This is a genomic window from Streptomyces sp. SLBN-31 (genome assembly GCF_006715395.1).
Lineage (GTDB): Bacteria > Actinomycetota > Actinomycetes > Streptomycetales > Streptomycetaceae > Streptomyces.
The window spans coordinates 3476878-3493403 of the sequence record NZ_VFNC01000001.1; the positions used below are offsets into that span (position 1 = coordinate 3476878).

16 protein-coding genes are annotated in these 16526 nt (G+C 69.8%); 8 read left to right on the forward strand and 8 right to left on the reverse strand.

Translation table 11 applies throughout. From position 1 onward, the window contains the following. Positions 1-80 precede the first annotated feature (80 nt). The 5 genes from FBY22_RS15985 to FBY22_RS15995 all read right to left on the reverse strand — a co-directional run bounded on the left by FBY22_RS15985 (position 81) and on the right by FBY22_RS15995 (position 4710). The gene (locus FBY22_RS15985; RefSeq protein ID WP_260844863.1) at positions 81-617 is read right to left on the reverse strand and encodes a hypothetical protein; all 537 of its coding nucleotides are present in this window, start codon (positions 615-617) and stop codon (positions 81-83) included. 120 nt (positions 618-737) lie between these two features. Then, on the reverse strand, positions 738-2576 hold the full coding sequence (locus FBY22_RS44910) for a tetratricopeptide repeat protein (RefSeq protein ID WP_260844864.1): 1839 nt from the start codon (positions 2574-2576) through the stop codon (positions 738-740). Further along, complete coding sequence (locus tag FBY22_RS44915) at positions 2573-2980, reverse strand: BTAD domain-containing putative transcriptional regulator (RefSeq protein WP_260844865.1); 408 nt, start codon at positions 2978-2980, stop codon at positions 2573-2575. The genes FBY22_RS44910 and FBY22_RS44915 overlap by 4 nt, the downstream gene beginning before the upstream one ends. Further along, the gene (locus FBY22_RS44920; protein WP_260844866.1) at positions 2980-3585 is read right to left on the reverse strand and encodes a BTAD domain-containing putative transcriptional regulator; all 606 of its coding nucleotides are present in this window, start codon (positions 3583-3585) and stop codon (positions 2980-2982) included. The genes FBY22_RS44915 and FBY22_RS44920 overlap by 1 nt, the downstream gene beginning before the upstream one ends. Positions 3586-3678: 93 nt before the next feature. Further along, positions 3679-4710 (reverse strand): medium chain dehydrogenase/reductase family protein, encoded by a 1032-nt coding sequence (locus tag FBY22_RS15995; protein WP_142146175.1) that lies wholly within the window; start codon positions 4708-4710, stop codon positions 3679-3681. A gap of 179 nt (positions 4711-4889) precedes the next feature. Between FBY22_RS15995 and FBY22_RS16000 the strand changes: the two genes are divergently transcribed. Beyond that, positions 4890-5570 carry a TetR/AcrR family transcriptional regulator gene (locus FBY22_RS16000; protein ID WP_142146177.1) on the forward strand — a complete coding sequence of 227 codons (681 nt, stop codon included), beginning with the start codon at positions 4890-4892 and terminating at the stop codon, positions 5568-5570. 63 nt (positions 5571-5633) lie between these two features. On the opposite strand, the gene FBY22_RS16005 is transcribed toward FBY22_RS16000, so the two are convergent. Continuing rightward, positions 5634-7403, reverse strand: a complete 1770-nt coding sequence (locus tag FBY22_RS16005) for a tannase/feruloyl esterase family alpha/beta hydrolase (RefSeq protein ID WP_142146179.1) — start codon at positions 7401-7403, stop codon at positions 5634-5636. A gap of 345 nt (positions 7404-7748) precedes the next feature. Here FBY22_RS16005 and FBY22_RS16010 point away from each other — a divergent pair, with 345 nt between their 5' ends. Beyond that, a complete protein-coding gene (locus tag FBY22_RS16010; protein WP_142146181.1) occupies positions 7749-8144 on the forward strand; it encodes a hypothetical protein in 396 nt (131 codons plus the stop codon). 199 nt (positions 8145-8343) lie between these two features. Continuing rightward, complete coding sequence (gene glgX, locus FBY22_RS16015; RefSeq protein ID WP_142146183.1) at positions 8344-10485, forward strand: glycogen debranching protein GlgX; 2142 nt, start codon at positions 8344-8346, stop codon at positions 10483-10485. A gap of 73 nt (positions 10486-10558) precedes the next feature. Here glgX and FBY22_RS16020 read toward each other — a convergent pair whose 3' ends face one another. Beyond that, the gene (locus tag FBY22_RS16020; protein ID WP_142146185.1) at positions 10559-10921 is read right to left on the reverse strand and encodes an STAS domain-containing protein; all 363 of its coding nucleotides are present in this window, start codon (positions 10919-10921) and stop codon (positions 10559-10561) included. Positions 10922-11090: 169 nt separating this feature from the next. Here FBY22_RS16020 and FBY22_RS16025 point away from each other — a divergent pair, with 169 nt between their 5' ends. Both FBY22_RS16025 and FBY22_RS44160 read left to right on the forward strand, forming a co-directional pair. After that, positions 11091-11525 carry an ATP-binding protein gene (locus FBY22_RS16025; RefSeq protein ID WP_142146187.1) on the forward strand — a complete coding sequence of 145 codons (435 nt, stop codon included), beginning with the start codon at positions 11091-11093 and terminating at the stop codon, positions 11523-11525. Between the two features lie 58 nt (positions 11526-11583). Continuing rightward, the gene (locus FBY22_RS44160) at positions 11584-11739 is read left to right on the forward strand and encodes a DUF6131 family protein (RefSeq protein ID WP_142146189.1); all 156 of its coding nucleotides are present in this window, start codon (positions 11584-11586) and stop codon (positions 11737-11739) included. 121 nt (positions 11740-11860) lie between these two features. Here FBY22_RS44160 and FBY22_RS16035 read toward each other — a convergent pair whose 3' ends face one another. Further along, a complete protein-coding gene (locus FBY22_RS16035) occupies positions 11861-14200 on the reverse strand; it encodes an alpha-L-fucosidase (RefSeq protein ID WP_142146191.1) in 2340 nt (779 codons plus the stop codon). A gap of 227 nt (positions 14201-14427) precedes the next feature. Here FBY22_RS16035 and FBY22_RS16040 point away from each other — a divergent pair, with 227 nt between their 5' ends. The 3 genes from FBY22_RS16040 to FBY22_RS16050 are packed head-to-tail and all read left to right on the forward strand — an operon-like array spanning position 14428 to position 16346. Continuing rightward, positions 14428-15060, forward strand: coding sequence for an RNA polymerase sigma factor (locus FBY22_RS16040; RefSeq protein WP_260844868.1), 633 nt, complete (start codon positions 14428-14430; stop codon positions 15058-15060). Then, positions 15057-16121, forward strand: coding sequence for a CU044_5270 family protein (locus tag FBY22_RS16045; RefSeq protein ID WP_142146194.1), 1065 nt, complete (start codon positions 15057-15059; stop codon positions 16119-16121). The genes FBY22_RS16040 and FBY22_RS16045 overlap by 4 nt, the downstream gene beginning before the upstream one ends. Next, positions 16122-16346, forward strand: a complete 225-nt coding sequence (locus FBY22_RS16050) for a hypothetical protein (protein ID WP_142146196.1) — start codon at positions 16122-16124, stop codon at positions 16344-16346. It abuts the gene before it with no gap. Positions 16347-16526 lie beyond the last annotated feature (180 nt).

The window sequence follows — 16526 nt, forward strand, 5'->3', positions numbered from 1 at the left end:
ATCGCAGTCGTACGCGCGTGACTTGGCGCGCGAGTACGTGTGCTGAGACGCACGCGCCGGGCGTCAGCCACAACCCCGTCTCAGCAGGCCGAGCCCCGCGGGACGAACTCCAGGCGGGTGTGTTCCTGCGCGGCGAGCGCTTGGTGGTAGGTCGCGCTGCTGACCTGGAACCAGACGTCGTCCTTGGCCTTGTCACCACCGACGTCGTCCAGACGCACGCACCACCGCTCCGGCCGGACGACGCGGCGGTACGTTTCCGTGCCGCTGCGGACGTTCTTGCAGCTCCGCGTCCGCTCGGTGGTGTACCAGGTGCGGGTCCTCCTCTTGGTGCCCGTGCCCGAACTGGCCGTGTGCCTGACCCGTGTGGTGCTGGACGTGCACTTCTTGACCGTGTGCGGTCGGGTCGCCCTCACCGTCCTGACCGGGAGGTGACGGACCGTGTCCCGCAGGCCGGAGACCGAGTCGCTCCGCGGCGTGGTCTCCTGGGCGGAACTGTCACTGCTGTAGGTGATCGTGTCGCTCGGCGGCCTGGCATCGGACCGTCCGCTTCCGCATGCGGCGAGCCCGGCTATGAGCATCGCCGTTGCTCCGGCGACCATCAGTCTTCGCGTGTTCAAAACAGCTCCCTGCCAGGTCACCGGGTACGGCGAGTGATCGTCTGCGCCGTGGCTACGGCAGCGTAGACGATCATCCGCCGCCCACGGCCACCGGCAGGGGCCTGCTTGCGTCCCGCCCGGTCAGTCTCGGTCGGGCAGCACGGCGTCGGACGGGTCCAGGTGGAGGTGGTGTTCGATTCTTGCCCGCAGTGCCGCGGTGTCCCGGTGGTCGAGTTGTTCGAAGAGGGCCAGGGAGCGGGTCCAGGCGTCGCGGGCGTCGCGCGGATTGCGTGCCGCGTAGTGGCAGTCGCCGAGGTGGGCGAGGATGTCCGCCTCGTAGTAGAGGTCGCCGATGTGGTGGAAGAGCGCCGCGGCCTTCTCGTAGGAGGCGGCGGCCTCGCTGTGCTCGCCGAGGTGGTGGTGTGCGACGCCGAGCGTGTCCCAGGTGTGGGCCTCGCCGGAGACATGGCCGGTGTCGCCGATGAGGGCCAGCGCCTGTTCGCAGTGGTCGATGGCGTGCCGGTACTCGCCCAGCTGCACGTGATCCCAGCCGACGTTGTTGAGTGCCAGGGCCTGCCAGGCGCGGTCCCCGGCGGCACGGAAACCCTGCACGGCCCGCTGCGAGTGCCGCATGCCCTCAGGAACCCGGCCCTGCTGGGTGGAGACCCTGCCGAGCGCGAGATGGGTGTGGGCAACGCCCAGCCGGTCACCGATCCGCTCATACAGGCGCGCGGCGCGCTCGAGGTGGGTGCGGGCTTCGGCGGGACGGCCGAGGGTCGCTTCGGCATTGCCGATGTTGCGGTGGGCGCATGCCTGGCCCGCCTCGTCGCCCGCCCGGCGGGCGGCGGCCAGCCCGGCCATGTGGGTGCCCGCCCAGTCGGACCACAGCGCCTTCCGCTGGTGGAACGGCGTCAGCGCCGCCGCGAGCTGCCAGACGTGGACGTCGAAGCCTTCCTGGGCCGCCTGGTCGACAGCGGCGAGGAGCACCGGATGCTCGGCCGTGAACCAGGCCATGGCCCGCTCCCGGTCGGCCGGTTCCTCGGGGGTCACCTCGGGCTGGGCGGGGGAGGGGAGGACGGGATCCGCGGGCGGCCCGAGGAGGCGCTGGGCGTTCAGGGCGCTGAGCAGGTAGTGGTCGAGGGCGCGGTGCGTCACCTGGCGGCGGTCGGCGTCACTGTCCTCGGTGCGGGCGAGCTCGGCGGCGTAAGCGCTGAGCAGGTCGTGCGAGGCGTAGCGGCCGGGCAGGTGCTCGGAGAGGAGATGCGTTCGGGTCAGTTCGGCCAGCGGGGCTCGGACTTGTGGGGGCGCAACACCGGCCAGGCTCGCGGCGGCCGCGGCCGAGATGTCCGGTCCGGGATGCAGGCCGAGCAGCCGGAACAGCCGTTGGGCGGCGGGGTCGAGGGAGGCGTAGGACCAGGAGAACACCGCCCGCACCTGCGTGGCGGAATCCCCGCCGTCGAGGGCGTCCAGGCGGCTGCCGCTCTCGCGGAGTTCGTCGGCGAGGGTGGCGAGCGGGACGCGGGGCTCGGCGGCCGCTCGGGCGGCGAGTACAGCGAGAGCCAGCGGCAGACCGGCGCAGCGCGCGACGATCTCCGCGACGGCGTCGGACTCGGCGGCGATCCGGTCGGCGTCGAGGCGGTCGGCCAGCAGGGACCGGGACTCGTCCGGGGAGAGCACGCCGACGGAGAGCAGGCGCGCGCCTTCGACGGCCGCCAGGCTGGTGAGCCGGTTGCGGCTGGTGACCAGCGCCAGACAGCCGGGTGTGCCGGGCAGCAGTGGCCTGACCTGTTCGGCGTCCCGTGCGTTGTCGAGCACGATCAGCACGCGTCGGTCTGCCAGCAGGCTTCGGTAGAGGGCCGCCTGTGCCTCCAGGCTCGGCGGAACCCGGGCCGCGGGTACCGCGAAGGCGTCGAGGAATCCGCGTACCGCCTCCGCCGGGTCCACTACGGTCCCGCCGGGATCGAAGCCCCGGAGGTTCACGTAAGCTGCCCGTCGGGGAAGAACTTCCGCACCCGGTGCGCCCAGTGCACCGCCAGCCTGGTCTTGCCCACGCCGGCCGTGCCCGAAACGGCCGAGATGACCACCGGAGTCGGGAGCTGGGCAATCGCCAGGAGCGTGTCCAGTTCGGTCAGTTGGAGGTGTCGGCCGGTGAAGCCGCGTACGGCGAGGGGGAGTTGGGCCGGAACCGAGTCCCGCTGCAGTGCCGGCACGGTGGGTTGCCGCGGTGGGGCGGACGGCGGGAGGTTCCCTCGCAGGATGGCCTGGTGGGTCTCGCGCAGTGCCGACCCGGGATCCGTGCCCAGTTCGTCCGCCAGCCGACGCTGCATGGAGGCGTAACACTGCAGGGCTTCGGCGTCCCGCCCACTGTCGTGCAGGGCCCGCATCAGTGTCTCTGCCAGAGGCTCGACCAGGGGAAAGTCGTCGAGGAGGGTGGACAGCGGTCTCCGATCGTCGCCGTGGGGGCGCCGAGGCGTGCCTGGACGCGGGCCCATGCGATGGTCGCGTCCACCTGTTCCCGCCGCCAGGCCCGGCGCATCTGCTCGGCCCACGGGCCGTTCAGACCGCTGAGCGGTTCGCCCCGCCACAACCCGAGCGCCTCACCGAGCAGTGCAGCCCGCTCGCTGTCCGGCACGCGGGCGTCGCGGGCCCGGTCGACCAGCTGCCGGAAACGGTGAACGTCGACCTGTCGCCGGTCGGTCTGCAGGACGTATCCGTCCGACCGACGGGTCAGCCGCACCGCCTCAGGCGAGGCGTCGGCCGTGCGGTCGCAGGCATTCCGGATACGGGTGATGTGGGCGTAGAGCGAACGCCGGGCACCTTCCGGGGGATCGGTGCCCCAGACCCGGCCGACCAGTACGTCCACCCCCACCGGCCGGCCCGCGTCCACGGCCAACGCGGCCAGAACGGTGCGCCGTTGCGGCGGCCCGATGTCCACCAGCACGTCTCCCACGGCCAGTTCGACCGGGCCGAGTAATCGCAGTCGCACCATGCCATCCCCTCAGAAAGTGCACCGTTCCCGCAGATTCTGCTCACAACCGCGGTACCGGAACAGCCTGATCTGCGACGTGCTGGGCACGGACCCTCAGGGATGCAGGACGACCTTTCCGGCGACCGTGCCCGACTCGGCCAGTCGCATCGCCTCGGCGGCCTGGGCGAGGGGCAGCTCGGCGGCGATGTGGGCGGTGATCTCGCCGCGCTGCAGTGCGTTGAACACCTCGGTGAGATCCGTGCGCAGTCGGGCGCGGAAGCGGCCGGTGCTGAGGGCGCGGCCGGCCCAGACGTTGAAGAAGTAGGCGTGGCGGCGGTTGGGGAGGGTGTTCCACAGCCATACGCGGCCGAGCAGCTTGAGTACGGGCCACTGCTTGGAGCCCTCGTCGTCCCGGGTGGAGGCGCTGCCGTAGGAGACGAGCGTGCCGCCGGGCGCGAGCAGGCGCCAGGAGTCGACGATGCCGCGGCCGCCGACGTGGTCGAAGACCGCGTCCACGCCGGCCGGGGCGAGTTGGCGGACGCGGTCGGGAATGTTCTCGGTGCGGTAGTCGATGGGCGTAACCCCTTGTTCCCGCAGGGCGGCATGGTGGCGCGCGGACGCTGTGCCGATCACCTTCGCTCCCGCGGCCTGCGCGAGCTGGACGAGTACGGAGCCGACGCCGCCGTTGGCGCCGTGCACCAGGACGGTCTGCCCCGCACGGACGCGAGCCTTGCGGTGCAGCATCTGCCACGCCGTGATGCCGTTGATCACCACGGTCTCGGCCTCCGCCGCACTGATCCCCTTGGGGACCGGCACGACATCGGCGGCGTCGACGACCACGTGGCTGGCCCAGCCGCCCACCTTCAGCAGCGCGGCCACCCGGGTTCCGACCAGAGCGGGATCGACGCCTTCGCCGGCCTCCGAAACGGTGCCGACCAGGTCGTAGCCGGGGACGAACGGGAAGGGCGGCTGGTCGTAGTAGCGGCCTCGGCGCATCTGCTGCTCGGCGAAGGAGACGCCGGTCGCCTCCATGCGGATGACGACCTGGCCCGCTCCGGCGCCCGGAGCGGCGACCTGGCGTACCTGAAGCCCTTCCGGTTCCACCTTGCCCGGCAGTACGACCTCGACCCGTGTTCCAGCGTTCATGACGACCTCCGTCGATCCCTCGTCAGTTAGTGGCTGACGCGTTCGTTAGAAGTTATAACCAGTCGTGCGCGTGACAGTCAAGAACGTTCGTAATAGGGTCTAACTCAATGAGTGCGGCGGGGTACCTCGCCGTCCGGCTCTCTCGGAGCCGGTGACCAGAGCGGAGAAGGGACGCGCACGTGACTGTGGCGGGCAAGGAGACACCACGCGAGCGCTACCGCGCCCGGCTGCGGGCCGAGGTGAAGGAGCGTGCTTGGGAGCAGATCGCCGCCGCAGGTGCTCCGGGGCTGTCCCTCAACGCCATCGCCAAGCAGATGGGCATGAGCGGCCCCGCGCTCTACCGGTACTTCGCCGGCCGGGACGAACTGATCACCGAGCTGATCCGGGACGCCTACCGCAGCCTCGCCGACACCGTCCGCGCCGCGGCCGCCCCGGGTGCGGATCTCGCAGAACTCGGGCGCGCACTGCGGACATGGGCCCTTGAGGACCCCCAGCGGTACTTCCTCATCTACGGCACACCCGTGCCGGGCTACCACGCTCCCGACGACATCACCGAGATCGCCTCAGAGATCATGCAGAGCCTTCTGGAGGCCGCCGAACCGGACGCCGCCGAACCGGACGGCGCCGTGGTGAGCGTCGATGCGGGCATCAGGGTCGACGCCCCGCTCGAATCCCACCTCGCCGAACACCGGCAGTGGGCGGCCGGCCATCCCGCATCGCCGCCCGCCCTGCGCCGCGCCCTGCTCTTCTGGACCCGCCTGCACGGCATCCTCTCCCTTGAACTGGCGGGCCACTTCACCGGCATGGGAATCGACCCGGGCGAGCTGTACGAGAACGAACTGCGCCACCTGACTCGGTGAAAAAGTGGCCCCGCGCAGCCACGAAGGGCGTGCGCGGGGCCTGCGTCGTCGGCCTCGGTGAGATCATGCCCTGCCCGGGGTGACGACCCACTTTCCGTGGACCCAGTTGCCGGCCTTCTCGTAGCCGGAGCGGAAGGAGCCCAGCCAGTTCAGCGTCAGGCCGGCCTCGGCCGTGGACTTGACCGCGGTGTAGCTGGAGGGGGAGTCGGGCGAACCGCCCGTGGTGTTCTTCGCGACGTGGGGGAAGGGGTAGGTCGGGCGGGAGGAGGTGGTCTTGCCGCTGCTGTCGACCGTCCTGGTCAGCAGACTCTCCGGTGCCCGGTCCTTGGTGACCCAGTCGACGATCGCGGTCAGCGCGTCCAGCTTGTCCGGGCCCTGGCCGCCGCCGCAGTGGGCGACGCCCGGGAGCAGGAACAGCCGGGCGAAGCCGCTGGTGGCCGCCGCTCCACCCATGGCCTTCTGTACGGCCTTGTAGTACGCCATGGTCCCCACGGCCGGGATGTGCTGGTCGCCCAGGCCGTGCCAGAGGATCAGCTTGCCGCCGGCCTTCTTGAAGGTGCTCAGATCGGGGTCGGTGGCGTCGTACAGACCCTCGTTGGAACGCATGATCTTCTTGAAGTAGGCCGACGTGAACTTCACGTCCCTGTAGGTGAGTTCGGGGTGCGTCTCGTCGAAGACCTGGTAGCGGATGGTCTCCTTGACGAAGTTCTGGTCACCGGTGGTGCCGGTCGCCGTCGTGGGCACGACGATGCCGGCCCAGTTCAGTTCCGAGCCGCGCAACTGGTACCCCGGGTACAGGAGTTGGCCGTGTTCGTCGGTCGGCCCCGCGTAGATCCGGCGCAGGGTGGTGATCTGGTCGGCGGTGAGGCAGAAGTCGGCGGCCGTCGAGGTCTGCCCGGCCTGGCACTTGATGCTCGCCGGGTCCCAGGTGCAGCTCAGCGGGTCGGCGATGATCCCGTCGCCGGATGCGCCGCAGCCCTTGAGGACCGCCGTGTGCAACGGGGCGAGGTCGGCCGTGGTGATCGTGGCCGGGCCGCCGTCGAGGAAGACGGACTGGGCGGTCCAGGCGTGCGAGAAGGTGTTGAGCGCGGTGAAGTTGTTGGCCGGGGCGCCGGCGACGATGCCGTCGAAGTCGGTCGGGTAGCGCTGGGCCTCGGTAAGGGCCTGGTGGCCGCCCTGGGAGCAGCCGTCGAAGTAGGAGTGGGTGGCGGGGCGGCCGTAGTAGTGCTTGACGAGGACCTTGGCGACCTGGGCGAGCAGGTGGTCCGACTTGTAGCCGAAGTCGGCGCGCAGGGTGGGGTCGGTGGAGAACAGTCCGCCGCCCTGGGAGTGGCCCTCGTCGCTGGAGGCCACCGCGAAGGCGCCGTCGGTCAGCGGGACGCAGCCGTAAGAGGCGGCGGCAGCGGCGGTACTGACACTGCCGCACAGGCCGCCGCAGCCGAGCTGCAGGTAGTCGGCCTGCCAGCCGGTCTGCGGCAGGCGCAGCTCGAAGTGGATCTGCGGGGCGATCACGCCCTTGACGTCGCAGTGGGCCCAGTTGCCCAGGGTGTTGCCGTCGGCGGCCACTTCGGTCGCCGACGTGACCTCGAACGGTACGCCGGGCACGGCGGCCACCAGGTCGAGCGCACCGACCCCGGAACAGGACATGGCCGGCTCGATCCCGGAAGCAGTGGTGTTCGCGGTCACCGCCGTGGCCGATCCGGACGCCGACGCGCTGCCGGCCGCCGTGTCGGCCAGGGCCATGCTCACCCCGGTGACGAGAGCGAGGGCGGCGGCCAGGGCGGTCATGAAGGAGGCCGACGACCACCGGCACCATCGGGAAAGCGTGCGCATGCTCGATCTCCGTTCGATCGCTTCGATCGCTGAGCCGAGGCGAGTGACCGTCAAAACGGTGCGCACGGCGAGCCGTTCGGCCTGACCGTTCCGGGCGCACCGCAGCATCTTGCGGCTCACCCGCCCCTGACGACTGCGGCCTTTCGGGGCGGTACGGCGAGGAACGTAGCCCTGCGGTCGACGGCCACGCAAGGTCGTCAACGAAATTGTTGACGATTATTGGCGAGTGGTATGAGGCTGCTCGCGCGAAGGTCGCTGGTTCCAAGGGGTGAAGATGCCCGCTCGACGTGGCCTTTCAGCGACTCGCGGATGTCAGTGAACGTCACCTGTTGAAAGAATGCACGGGTGCAGCCGCTGCCGGTTCCTTGTCCCGCTCGCCTCATCCCGGACGTCACGGGCGCCGAGGCCTTCCGGGGTGCGTACCGCGAGGCCATGGGGCGCAACGCCGTCTTCGTGGCCATCGAATCCGAGGCGCCGCGGCAGTGGACCGTGAAGGCGGACACTCTCACCGCCGGCGCGGATCATGCGGTTGCCGATGTCGTCAACGATGCCATTCGGAACGCGATCCTCCGCCTGGTCCGCAACCGCGAAGCCGATTTCGGCGCCTACACGGGACCGGTGTACTTCATGATGCACGGGGTGCGGAACGAAGAGCGGGCCCGCGAACTCGCCGCTGCACTCCATGCCGCCCTCTACGGGGACCTGGAGCTTCTGGCCCGCGCCGTTCCTTCCGCACCCTGACGCGCAAGCCCTTGGCTCGGCCGCATGCCGCGCACAAGTGCCCTGGTGACAGTGCGCGGCAGGTCGGTCACGGTGGGCGTTCTCGCTGTGACAGGGGACGCGTACCGTTCCCACCTCGCACTGCATGCTCGCTGATTGGAGGGGCACTAGGGAGCAGACGAGCGCGGCTGTCCCCCGGCTGCGCGGGGGAGGGTGAGGCATGCGCATCTGGCAGGAGAACACGGAGGTCGGCGCGCGGCCGGGGCAGACGGCGCCATTGGGTGCCACCTTCGACGGCGCGGGTACGAACTTCGCGGTGTTCTCCGAGGTGGCCGAGCGCGTCGAGCTGTGCCTGTTCGACGAGGACGGCTCGGAGGAACGCGTCGCGCTGAAGGAAGTGGACGGCTTCGTCCACCACATCTACCTGCCGGACGTCGGCCCGGGCCGACGGTACGGGTTTCGGGTGCACGGGCCGTACCGGCCGGAGTCCGGTGAGCGCTGCAACCCGAACAAACTGCTGCTGGATCCCTACGCCAAGGCGATCGAGGGCCACGTCGAGTGGAACGAGGCGCTGTTCCCCTACCACTTCCAGGACACCGACCGCTACAACGACCTGGACTCCGCCCCGTACATGCCGAAGTCGGTCGTGGTGAATCCGTACTTCGACTGGGGCAGTGACCACCCGCCGCGGACTCCGTACAACGAGACCGTGATCTACGAAGCCCACGTGAAGGGCATGACGAACACCCACCCGGCGATACCCGAGTCGATTCGCGGCACCTACGCGGCGCTGGCTCACCCGGCCATGATCGACTACTTCGTCAAGCTGGGCGTCACCGCGGTCGAGCTGATGCCGGTGCACCAGTTCGTGCAGGACCACGCCCTGGTGGACAAGGGCCTGTCGAACTACTGGGGATACAACACCATCGGCTTCTTCGCCCCGCACAACGCCTACGGCTCGTCGGGCCAGCGGGGCGAGCAGGTCCAGGAGTTCCGGGCCATGGTGAAGACCCTGCACGAGGCCGGTATCGAGGTGATCCTGGACGTCGTCTACAACCACACCGCCGAGGGCAACCATCTCGGGCCGGTGCTGTCGCTGCGAGGGCTGGACAACGCGGCCTACTACCGGCTCTCCCCGGAGGACCCGCGCTATTACTGGGACACCACCGGTACGGGCAACAGTCTGCGGATGAACCACCCGCACACCCTTCAGCTCATCATGGACTCACTGCGGTACTGGGTGACCGACATGCATGTCGACGGCTTCCGCTTCGACCTTGCCGCCACCCTGGCACGGCAGTTCCACGAGGTGGACCGGCTGTCGTCGTTCTTCGACCTCGTCCACCAGGACCCGGTCATCTCCCAGGTGAAACTGATCGCCGAGCCGTGGGACGTCGGCGAGGGCGGCTACCAGGTCGGCAACTTCCCGCCGCTGTGGACCGAATGGAACGGCAAGTACCGCGACACGGTACGTGACCTGTGGCGCGGTGAGGGCGGCACGCTGGGAGAGTTCGCCTCCCGTTTGACCGGTTCCGCCGACCTGTACCAGAGCGACGGCCGCCGGCCCTTCGCCTCGGTCAACTTCGTCACCGCGCACGACGGTTTCACCCTGCGCGACCTGGTCTCGTACGACGGCAAGCACAACGAGGCCAACGGCGAGGACAACCGCGACGGCGAGGATCACAACCGCTCCTGGAACTGCGGCGTCGAGGGCCCCACCCAGGACCGCAGCGTCCTCGCGCTCCGCGCCCGTCAGCAGCGCAACCTGCTGGCCACCCTGCTGCTCTCCCAGGGTGTGCCCATGATCTCCCACGGCGACGAACTCGGCCGAACCCAGCAGGGCAACAACAACGCGTACTGCCAGGACAACGAGTTGACGTGGATCGACTGGGAGAGGGCCGCGGAGGGAAGCGAACTGCTCGAGTTCACCCGCAAGTTGATCGCCCTGCGCCGCGACCATCCGGTGTTCCGCCGACGGCGCTTCTTCAAGGGGCGCGTCCCGCGGGGGAGCGAAACGGAGTCGAAGGACATCGGGTGGTTCACCCCCGGTGGGCAGGAGATGACGGACAACGACTGGGACACCGGGTTCGCGCGTTCCCTCATGGTGCACCTCAACGGCAAGGCCATCACCGAACCGGATCTGCGGGGCCTGCCCGTGCAGGACGACTCCTTCCTGCTCCTGGTCAACGCCCACAGTCAGGCCCTCACCTTCACGGTGCCCGACGAACTCGGCCCCTGGTGGGCGGTCGAGGTGGACACGGCCATCCCGTACACCGAGTTCAGGCCGCTGATCAAGGCGGGCAGCGACGTGGAGGTCGAGGCGCGATCGCTGCTCGTGCTGCGCGGGCACGAGGACGCGTAGGCCGTGCGGGTCAGGTGCTCCACGGCTCCGCAGGGGTCGGTGGTGGCGGGGCCGACCGGGCCCAAGGCACTCGTCAGGTCGTCAGGGCCTGGTGCAGGGTCGGGCAGCAGTCGATGACGGTGTCGATGCCCACGATCTGCAGGACGCGGAGTACGGACGCGGTGGGGGCGGCCAGTCGCAGCCAACCGTCGGCCTCGGCGAGGGTGTTGTGGGTCGAGATGAAGATGTTGATGCCCGTGGAGTCCAGGAACGTGACGTGTTCGAGGTCGACCACGACGCGGAGACGCGGGGCATCGGGCCGCGGCAGGGCCTGGCGCAGCACCTGGGCGGTGTCCCGGTCGATCTCCCCGGCAAGGGTGATCACGTGGATGCCGTCGATGACGGTGGGGGTGGCCGACAGTCGGCCGGGGCGCCCAGTGGGGTCGACGTCGGTCATTTCTCCCTCGAACAGGACGTTGGGACTGGCACACTGAAGCGTTGGCCCGAGCTGCTGTGTGAAGGATACGTGTGACTCATGTGCGTGGCGCAGCCATCGGTAGCAGAGGGGCGACTCGCGATTCGGCGCCAGATCAGCGGCGTTGAAGACAGCGGCCAGGGATCTCGCTGTGAGGGAGGCGAAGACCACGGCGTCGGACCAGGGGCCGGAGACCAGCGTCGCGCTGGACGGTGACGGAACGTGCATCGCCCGTGCCCGGCACCTGGCCGCGGACTTCCTCACCCGCCAGGCCGGACACGCTGTGGCGGTCTCCGCGCGCGTGCGGGAAGTGGTCCAGCTGGTGGTGAGCGAGCTGGTCACCAACGCCTACAAGTACGCGCCCGGCCCGGTCATAATGGTGCTGAGGATCACCGGTGAGGCGGTGGAGGTCCAGGTGTGGGACTCCCACCCGGGGCTGCCCGAGGCCCGGACCGCAGACGCCAACCGGGTGGGCCAGCACGGCCTGGAGATCGTGAAAGCCCTCGCCGTGGGCTTCGAGGCCCGGCAGATGACGGCCGGCAAGTGCATCACGGTTCGTATCGCGCTGACGGACGGCCAGGGGTGATGTTGCCACTTGGGGGCATCCGGGAGAAGACACGTCAGGCAACTTCGGGAGGTACGTCATGCTCGCCATCGGTATCATCCTGCTTGTCATCGGCTTCCTCACCGGCGTCTCGATCCTGTGGACCCTCGGCCTCATCCTGACCGTGGTCGGAGCCGTCCTTTGGATCATGGGTTCCACGGGTCACGCGGTCGCGGGCCGTCGCCACTATTGGTGACGCGAGCCGAGAAATCCGGGCCTGCGGCCCGTCGTAGTGCGAGAGCCCCGGGAGGAGAAACAGCCTCCCGGGGCTCTCGCGACTCGGCTCGCCGATCGGCGGAGTCGTACGGTCAGGGGCGTCAGGCCACCTTGAAGACCCAAACGTACCGGCCCGCCGAGCGCGCGGCTTCGGGTACGTCGATGACCAGTGCGCCCTTGCTCGTGGTCCACGACAGTGGCCGGTCGTGGCCGAGGAGGGTGATCTTGTCGCCGCCGCGGACGGGTACCGGCGCCTCGACGCGGAGCCTGGCGCCCGGCTCGGCGAGTGAATGGATGTAGAAGGCGTGGTTGGGGCGGACGGTGAACCGCAGATCGTCGCCGAGTTGCGCCATGCGTGACCAGTATGTCGTGTCGTAGATCGCCTCGCCGTTGGTGCGCAGCCACCGGCCCGTCTCCCGCAGCCGGGTCTGCATGATCTCCGGGATGGTGCCGTCGGCGCGTGGGCCGATGTCGAGCAGGAAGTTGCCGTTCTTGGAGACGATGTCGACGAGACTGCGCACGACTTCCTCGGCCGTCATGTAGGCGTTGTCCGGGGTCGCCTGGTTGTAGCCGTAGCTGAAGGGGTCCAGGCCGCGGCTCGACTCCCATTTGGCGACGACCGTGTTCTCGTACGTCGTGTACTCGGGTGTGGTGAAGTCGTGGAAGGCGATGCCCGAGCGGTCGTCGACCGTGACGTCGATCGGGCGGGCCCGGTTCTTGGCGTGGTTGAAGTACTCGGCGAGCACATGGAGGCTGTCGTTCGCGCCGCCGATGTCGCACCAGATGAGTTCGGGATCGTAGCCGTGGATCAACTCCAGCATCTGCGGGGCCTGGTAGTCCCGGACGAAGTCCTTGCCGGCGGCGTAGCCGGTGTACGGCACCGGCTGGAGGGTGTACGGATTGCGCGGGGCGTGGCCCATCCACGGGCTGTCGGGGTTGAACCACTCCGGCATCGAGAAGTAGAGCCCGCGGTGCAGCTCGGGTGCGTAACGGCGGGAGGCGTCGAAGAGCTCCTTGACCAGGTCCCGTCTCGGGCCCATCTTCACGGCGTTGCGGTCCGAGACCTTGGTGTCCCAGAGCGCGAATCCCTCATGGTGCTTGGAGGTCAGGACGTGGTACTGCGCGCCGGCGTCGCGGAACAGCTCCACCCAGGCGCGCGGGTCGAACTTCTCGGCGGTGAAGCGCGGGATGAAGTCGTCGTAGGCGAAGTCCTCCCCGTAGGTCTGCCGATGGTAGGAGTGCACCGCGTTGGCCGGGTCCTGCATGTGGTTCCAGTACCACTCGGCGTACTGCTTGCCCACCGGTGACCAGGCGGGCACCGAGTACACGCCCCAGTGGATGAAGATGCCGAACTTGGCGTCCTGGAACCAGTACGGCGCCTGGTGACCGGAGAGGGAGGCCTCGGTGGGCAGGTAGTCGGCCACGCCGAGCTTCAGGCGGCTCTGCTGGGAGGCGGCGCGGGCACCGCGGCCGGTGACGGTCACCGACCCGTCCTGAACGGTCCCCGGAACCACGCCCCGACGGTTGCGGATGCCGACGCGCACGCGGGCCTGCTCGCCGGGGGTCAGGCGCCGGACCCGGGCCGGCTCCACCGTGCGGGCCCCGGGCACCTCGACGGCCACGGACACCCCGTCCCCGGCCAGGATCGGGACGGTGCCCGCGTTGACGACGGTCGCCTCGACGCTCTGCGCGCCCGTGGAGTCCATCAGGGAGTTCGTGGAGCGGGCGTTGCGCAGCGCCAACGCCCGTCCCTGGGCGACGGGTTGCAGGGAGAGGGCGAACACGTGCAGGGAAGGTTTGTTCGGCTGCGGCGAGTTGGTGACCGGCAGGGTGAGCGCGATCGCCTCCCGCTGCGGGTCGATCCACACCTCCGCCGTGCCGATCCCGACGCTGTGCGCGTCCTTGGCGCCGTCCGGGGTGTAGCGGTACTGGGCGGACAGTGAGCCGCCCGCCGAGTACCAGTCGGCGCCACCGAGAGCGGCCGTCGTGGTCGATCCGTCCGCGTAGTGCACGGTGGCCGTGCCGGAGGCGCTTCCGTAGCTGCCCGCGGTGAGGAAGTGCGCCGACAGGTAGCGGCCCTTGGGCAGTTCGATTCGCTGACCGAGGGCGACGACGTTGTTCTTGGCGCCGGCCGCCGAGGACGGGAACACGAAGGGGATGCCGTCGACCTCGACGGGCCCTACGGCGAGTTCCTCGCCGGGGAAGGTGTAGCCCGAACCGTCGAAGTCGCCGCCGCGTGCGGAGGTGGTGTCGATGCCGTCGTTGTCGTAGAGGGCGTCGAGCGGGACGGGCACGGGGTCGGGGACGGAGGCCCACGGCTCGGGGTGCCGGTCGACCGGTTGGGCCGCGTGCGCGGATGTGGCGGTGCTGAGGGGGAGGACGGCGGCGGTGGTGATGCCTGCTGCCGCGCCCAGAACCTGACGTCTTGGAGGAGTACTCATGGCGGCTCCCAATTCATCGGATGTCTGATGATTGAGGAGGTGTGATGCCCTGTCAATGGGGCGTACCTGGCGGTGAGTTGACGAATTGGTCGGATGGGTGGCGTAGGCGGCACCTCTGGTGCACGTGTCGTGGCCGTCGTCGAAGGCAGGGTGCTTGTGCGCCACCTGTGACATAGCTCACGGGAACTGGTCCGCACCGTCGGTCAGTTCAGAACGTGATCACAGATATGCGAACGCGGGTACGAAACGGAGATCCGGATGCCTTCGCGGAACTCTTCGACGAGTACGCCCGCGCGGTCTACAACCATGCCTTCCGGTTGACCGCCGACTGGTCCGCGGCCGAGGACGTCATGTCGGCCACGTTCATGGAGGCGTGGCGGCGCCGCGCCTCGGTCGAGGCCGAAGGGGGCTCCCTGCGGCCGTGGCTGCTGGGCATCGCCACCAACGTCGCCCGCTCCCAGTACCGCAGCAATCGCCGCTACCGCAACGCGGCGAGCGCCGCGGCCGCCGCGAACGCCGCCGAGGAGCAGGTCCAGGACCATGCCGAGGAGACCGTCGGACGTCTGGACGACCGGCGCAGGATCGCTGCCACGGTGGCCGCCCTGAGCCTGCTCAAGCGCCCTGAGCGCGAGGTCCTGACCCTGTGCCTGTGCGAGGGGATGGAGTACGCCGAGGCGGCCCGCGTCCTCGGTATCCCGGTCGGCACCGTCCGCTCCCGCCTCTCCCGCGCCCGCGGCAAGCTGCGCAGACTCACCGACACTCAACTCGCGCGAGAAAAACGGGAACCTACCCGCACGAACCGGCAGACAACAGGTGATCGCGGATACGCGGTCCGGTCCGCACAGGAAGGAAACCGATGAACGCCAGCCCCTCCCACCAGCCGCACCCGGCTGAGTGGACGGAGACGCAGAGTCTGCTGCCCTCCGCCGAGCGGGATCTGCCGGCGGGCCGCCACCAGTTCCACAAGGAGCAGCTGATGGCCCGGATCCACGAAGACCTCCGCACCTCCCCGGCAGCGCCCCCGAAACGGCCCAACCCGTTCCTGCGCCGTACGATCCTGGTGCCCGCCGCGGCCCTCGCCCTGGCCGGCGCGGTCGTCGGTGGTCTCGCCCTCACGGGCAGCGGCTCCGACGGCGGCAGGACCCCCCTGGCCACCGGCCCCGCACTGACCACCCAGGTCGGAGTCGCCGACGCCAAGGGCGCCCCCCGGCTCCTCGACCGCATCTCCCTGGCGGCCGCCGACGCCTCGACGCCCACGCCGCGCGAGGGCCAGTACATCTACATCGCCTCCAAAGTGGCGAGCACCTACCCGCGTACGGTCGGCGACAAGACCACGGTCGTCAGCCAGCAGCTGCACTCCCGCCAGGTCTGGAACTCCCTCGACGGCAAGGACGGCTGGCTGATCGAGGCCGGACAGACCGGCGACAAGGGCATCACCCTCTCGAGCGACATACCGCTGAGCGGGGCCTACAACGCCCTGGCCCAGCTGCCCACCGACCCCGGCACGCTGCTGCGGCGGATCTACCGTGCCTCGGACGCCAACCGCGACCCCGAAGTCCCGCGCGACCATGCGGCGTTCGTCGCCATCGGCGATCTGCTGACCGAGAGCTACCCGCCCGCCGCGATCAGCGCCGCCCTCTACAAGGCCGCGGCCAAGATCCCCGGCGTCGTCTCGGTGGACGACGCGGTCGACGCCACCGGCCGGCACGGGATCGCGATCGCCCGGCAGAACGACACCGACGGCGAGCGCACCGAGTGGATCTTCGACAGGAAGACCTTGCGGTTCCTCGGCGAGCGCACCGTGGTGGTCAAGGCCGTGGCGGGCAGTCCGTTCAAGGTCGGCACCGTCACGTTCACCAGCGCGATCACCCGGCGGGCGATCGTCGACGCCGACAAGCAGGTCCCCGGGCAGGCGAGCTGAATGCGTGACAGGACGGCTGCCGGTGCCGCGCTGGCAGCCCTCCTGGCGTCGGGGTTGTTGACCGGCGCCGCGCTGTCGGCCACCGGCTCGGGCCTCGGCGTACGGACGGAGGCGACGGTCACCGTCGTGGGGGCCGGCTCCCAACCCGGCGAGCGCACCACGGGATCCGGCCCCGGCCGTGAGAAAGGCCCCGGCTGGACGGGGGAGACCAGCCGGGGCCGCTAGGCGGTGGCGTGCGGAGGGCGGTCGCCTCTCGGCGGGATGCTCCATGGGGCTTCAGCCGAACGATCGTCCCCATGGGCGGAAGGTGAGGCCCGGGGACACTGTCCCCTCCGCAGCCACGATTGGATGAACGGTCAACCGCCCCGGACTGTTCCCGGCCCCTCACCCCTGCCGGAGTGATCT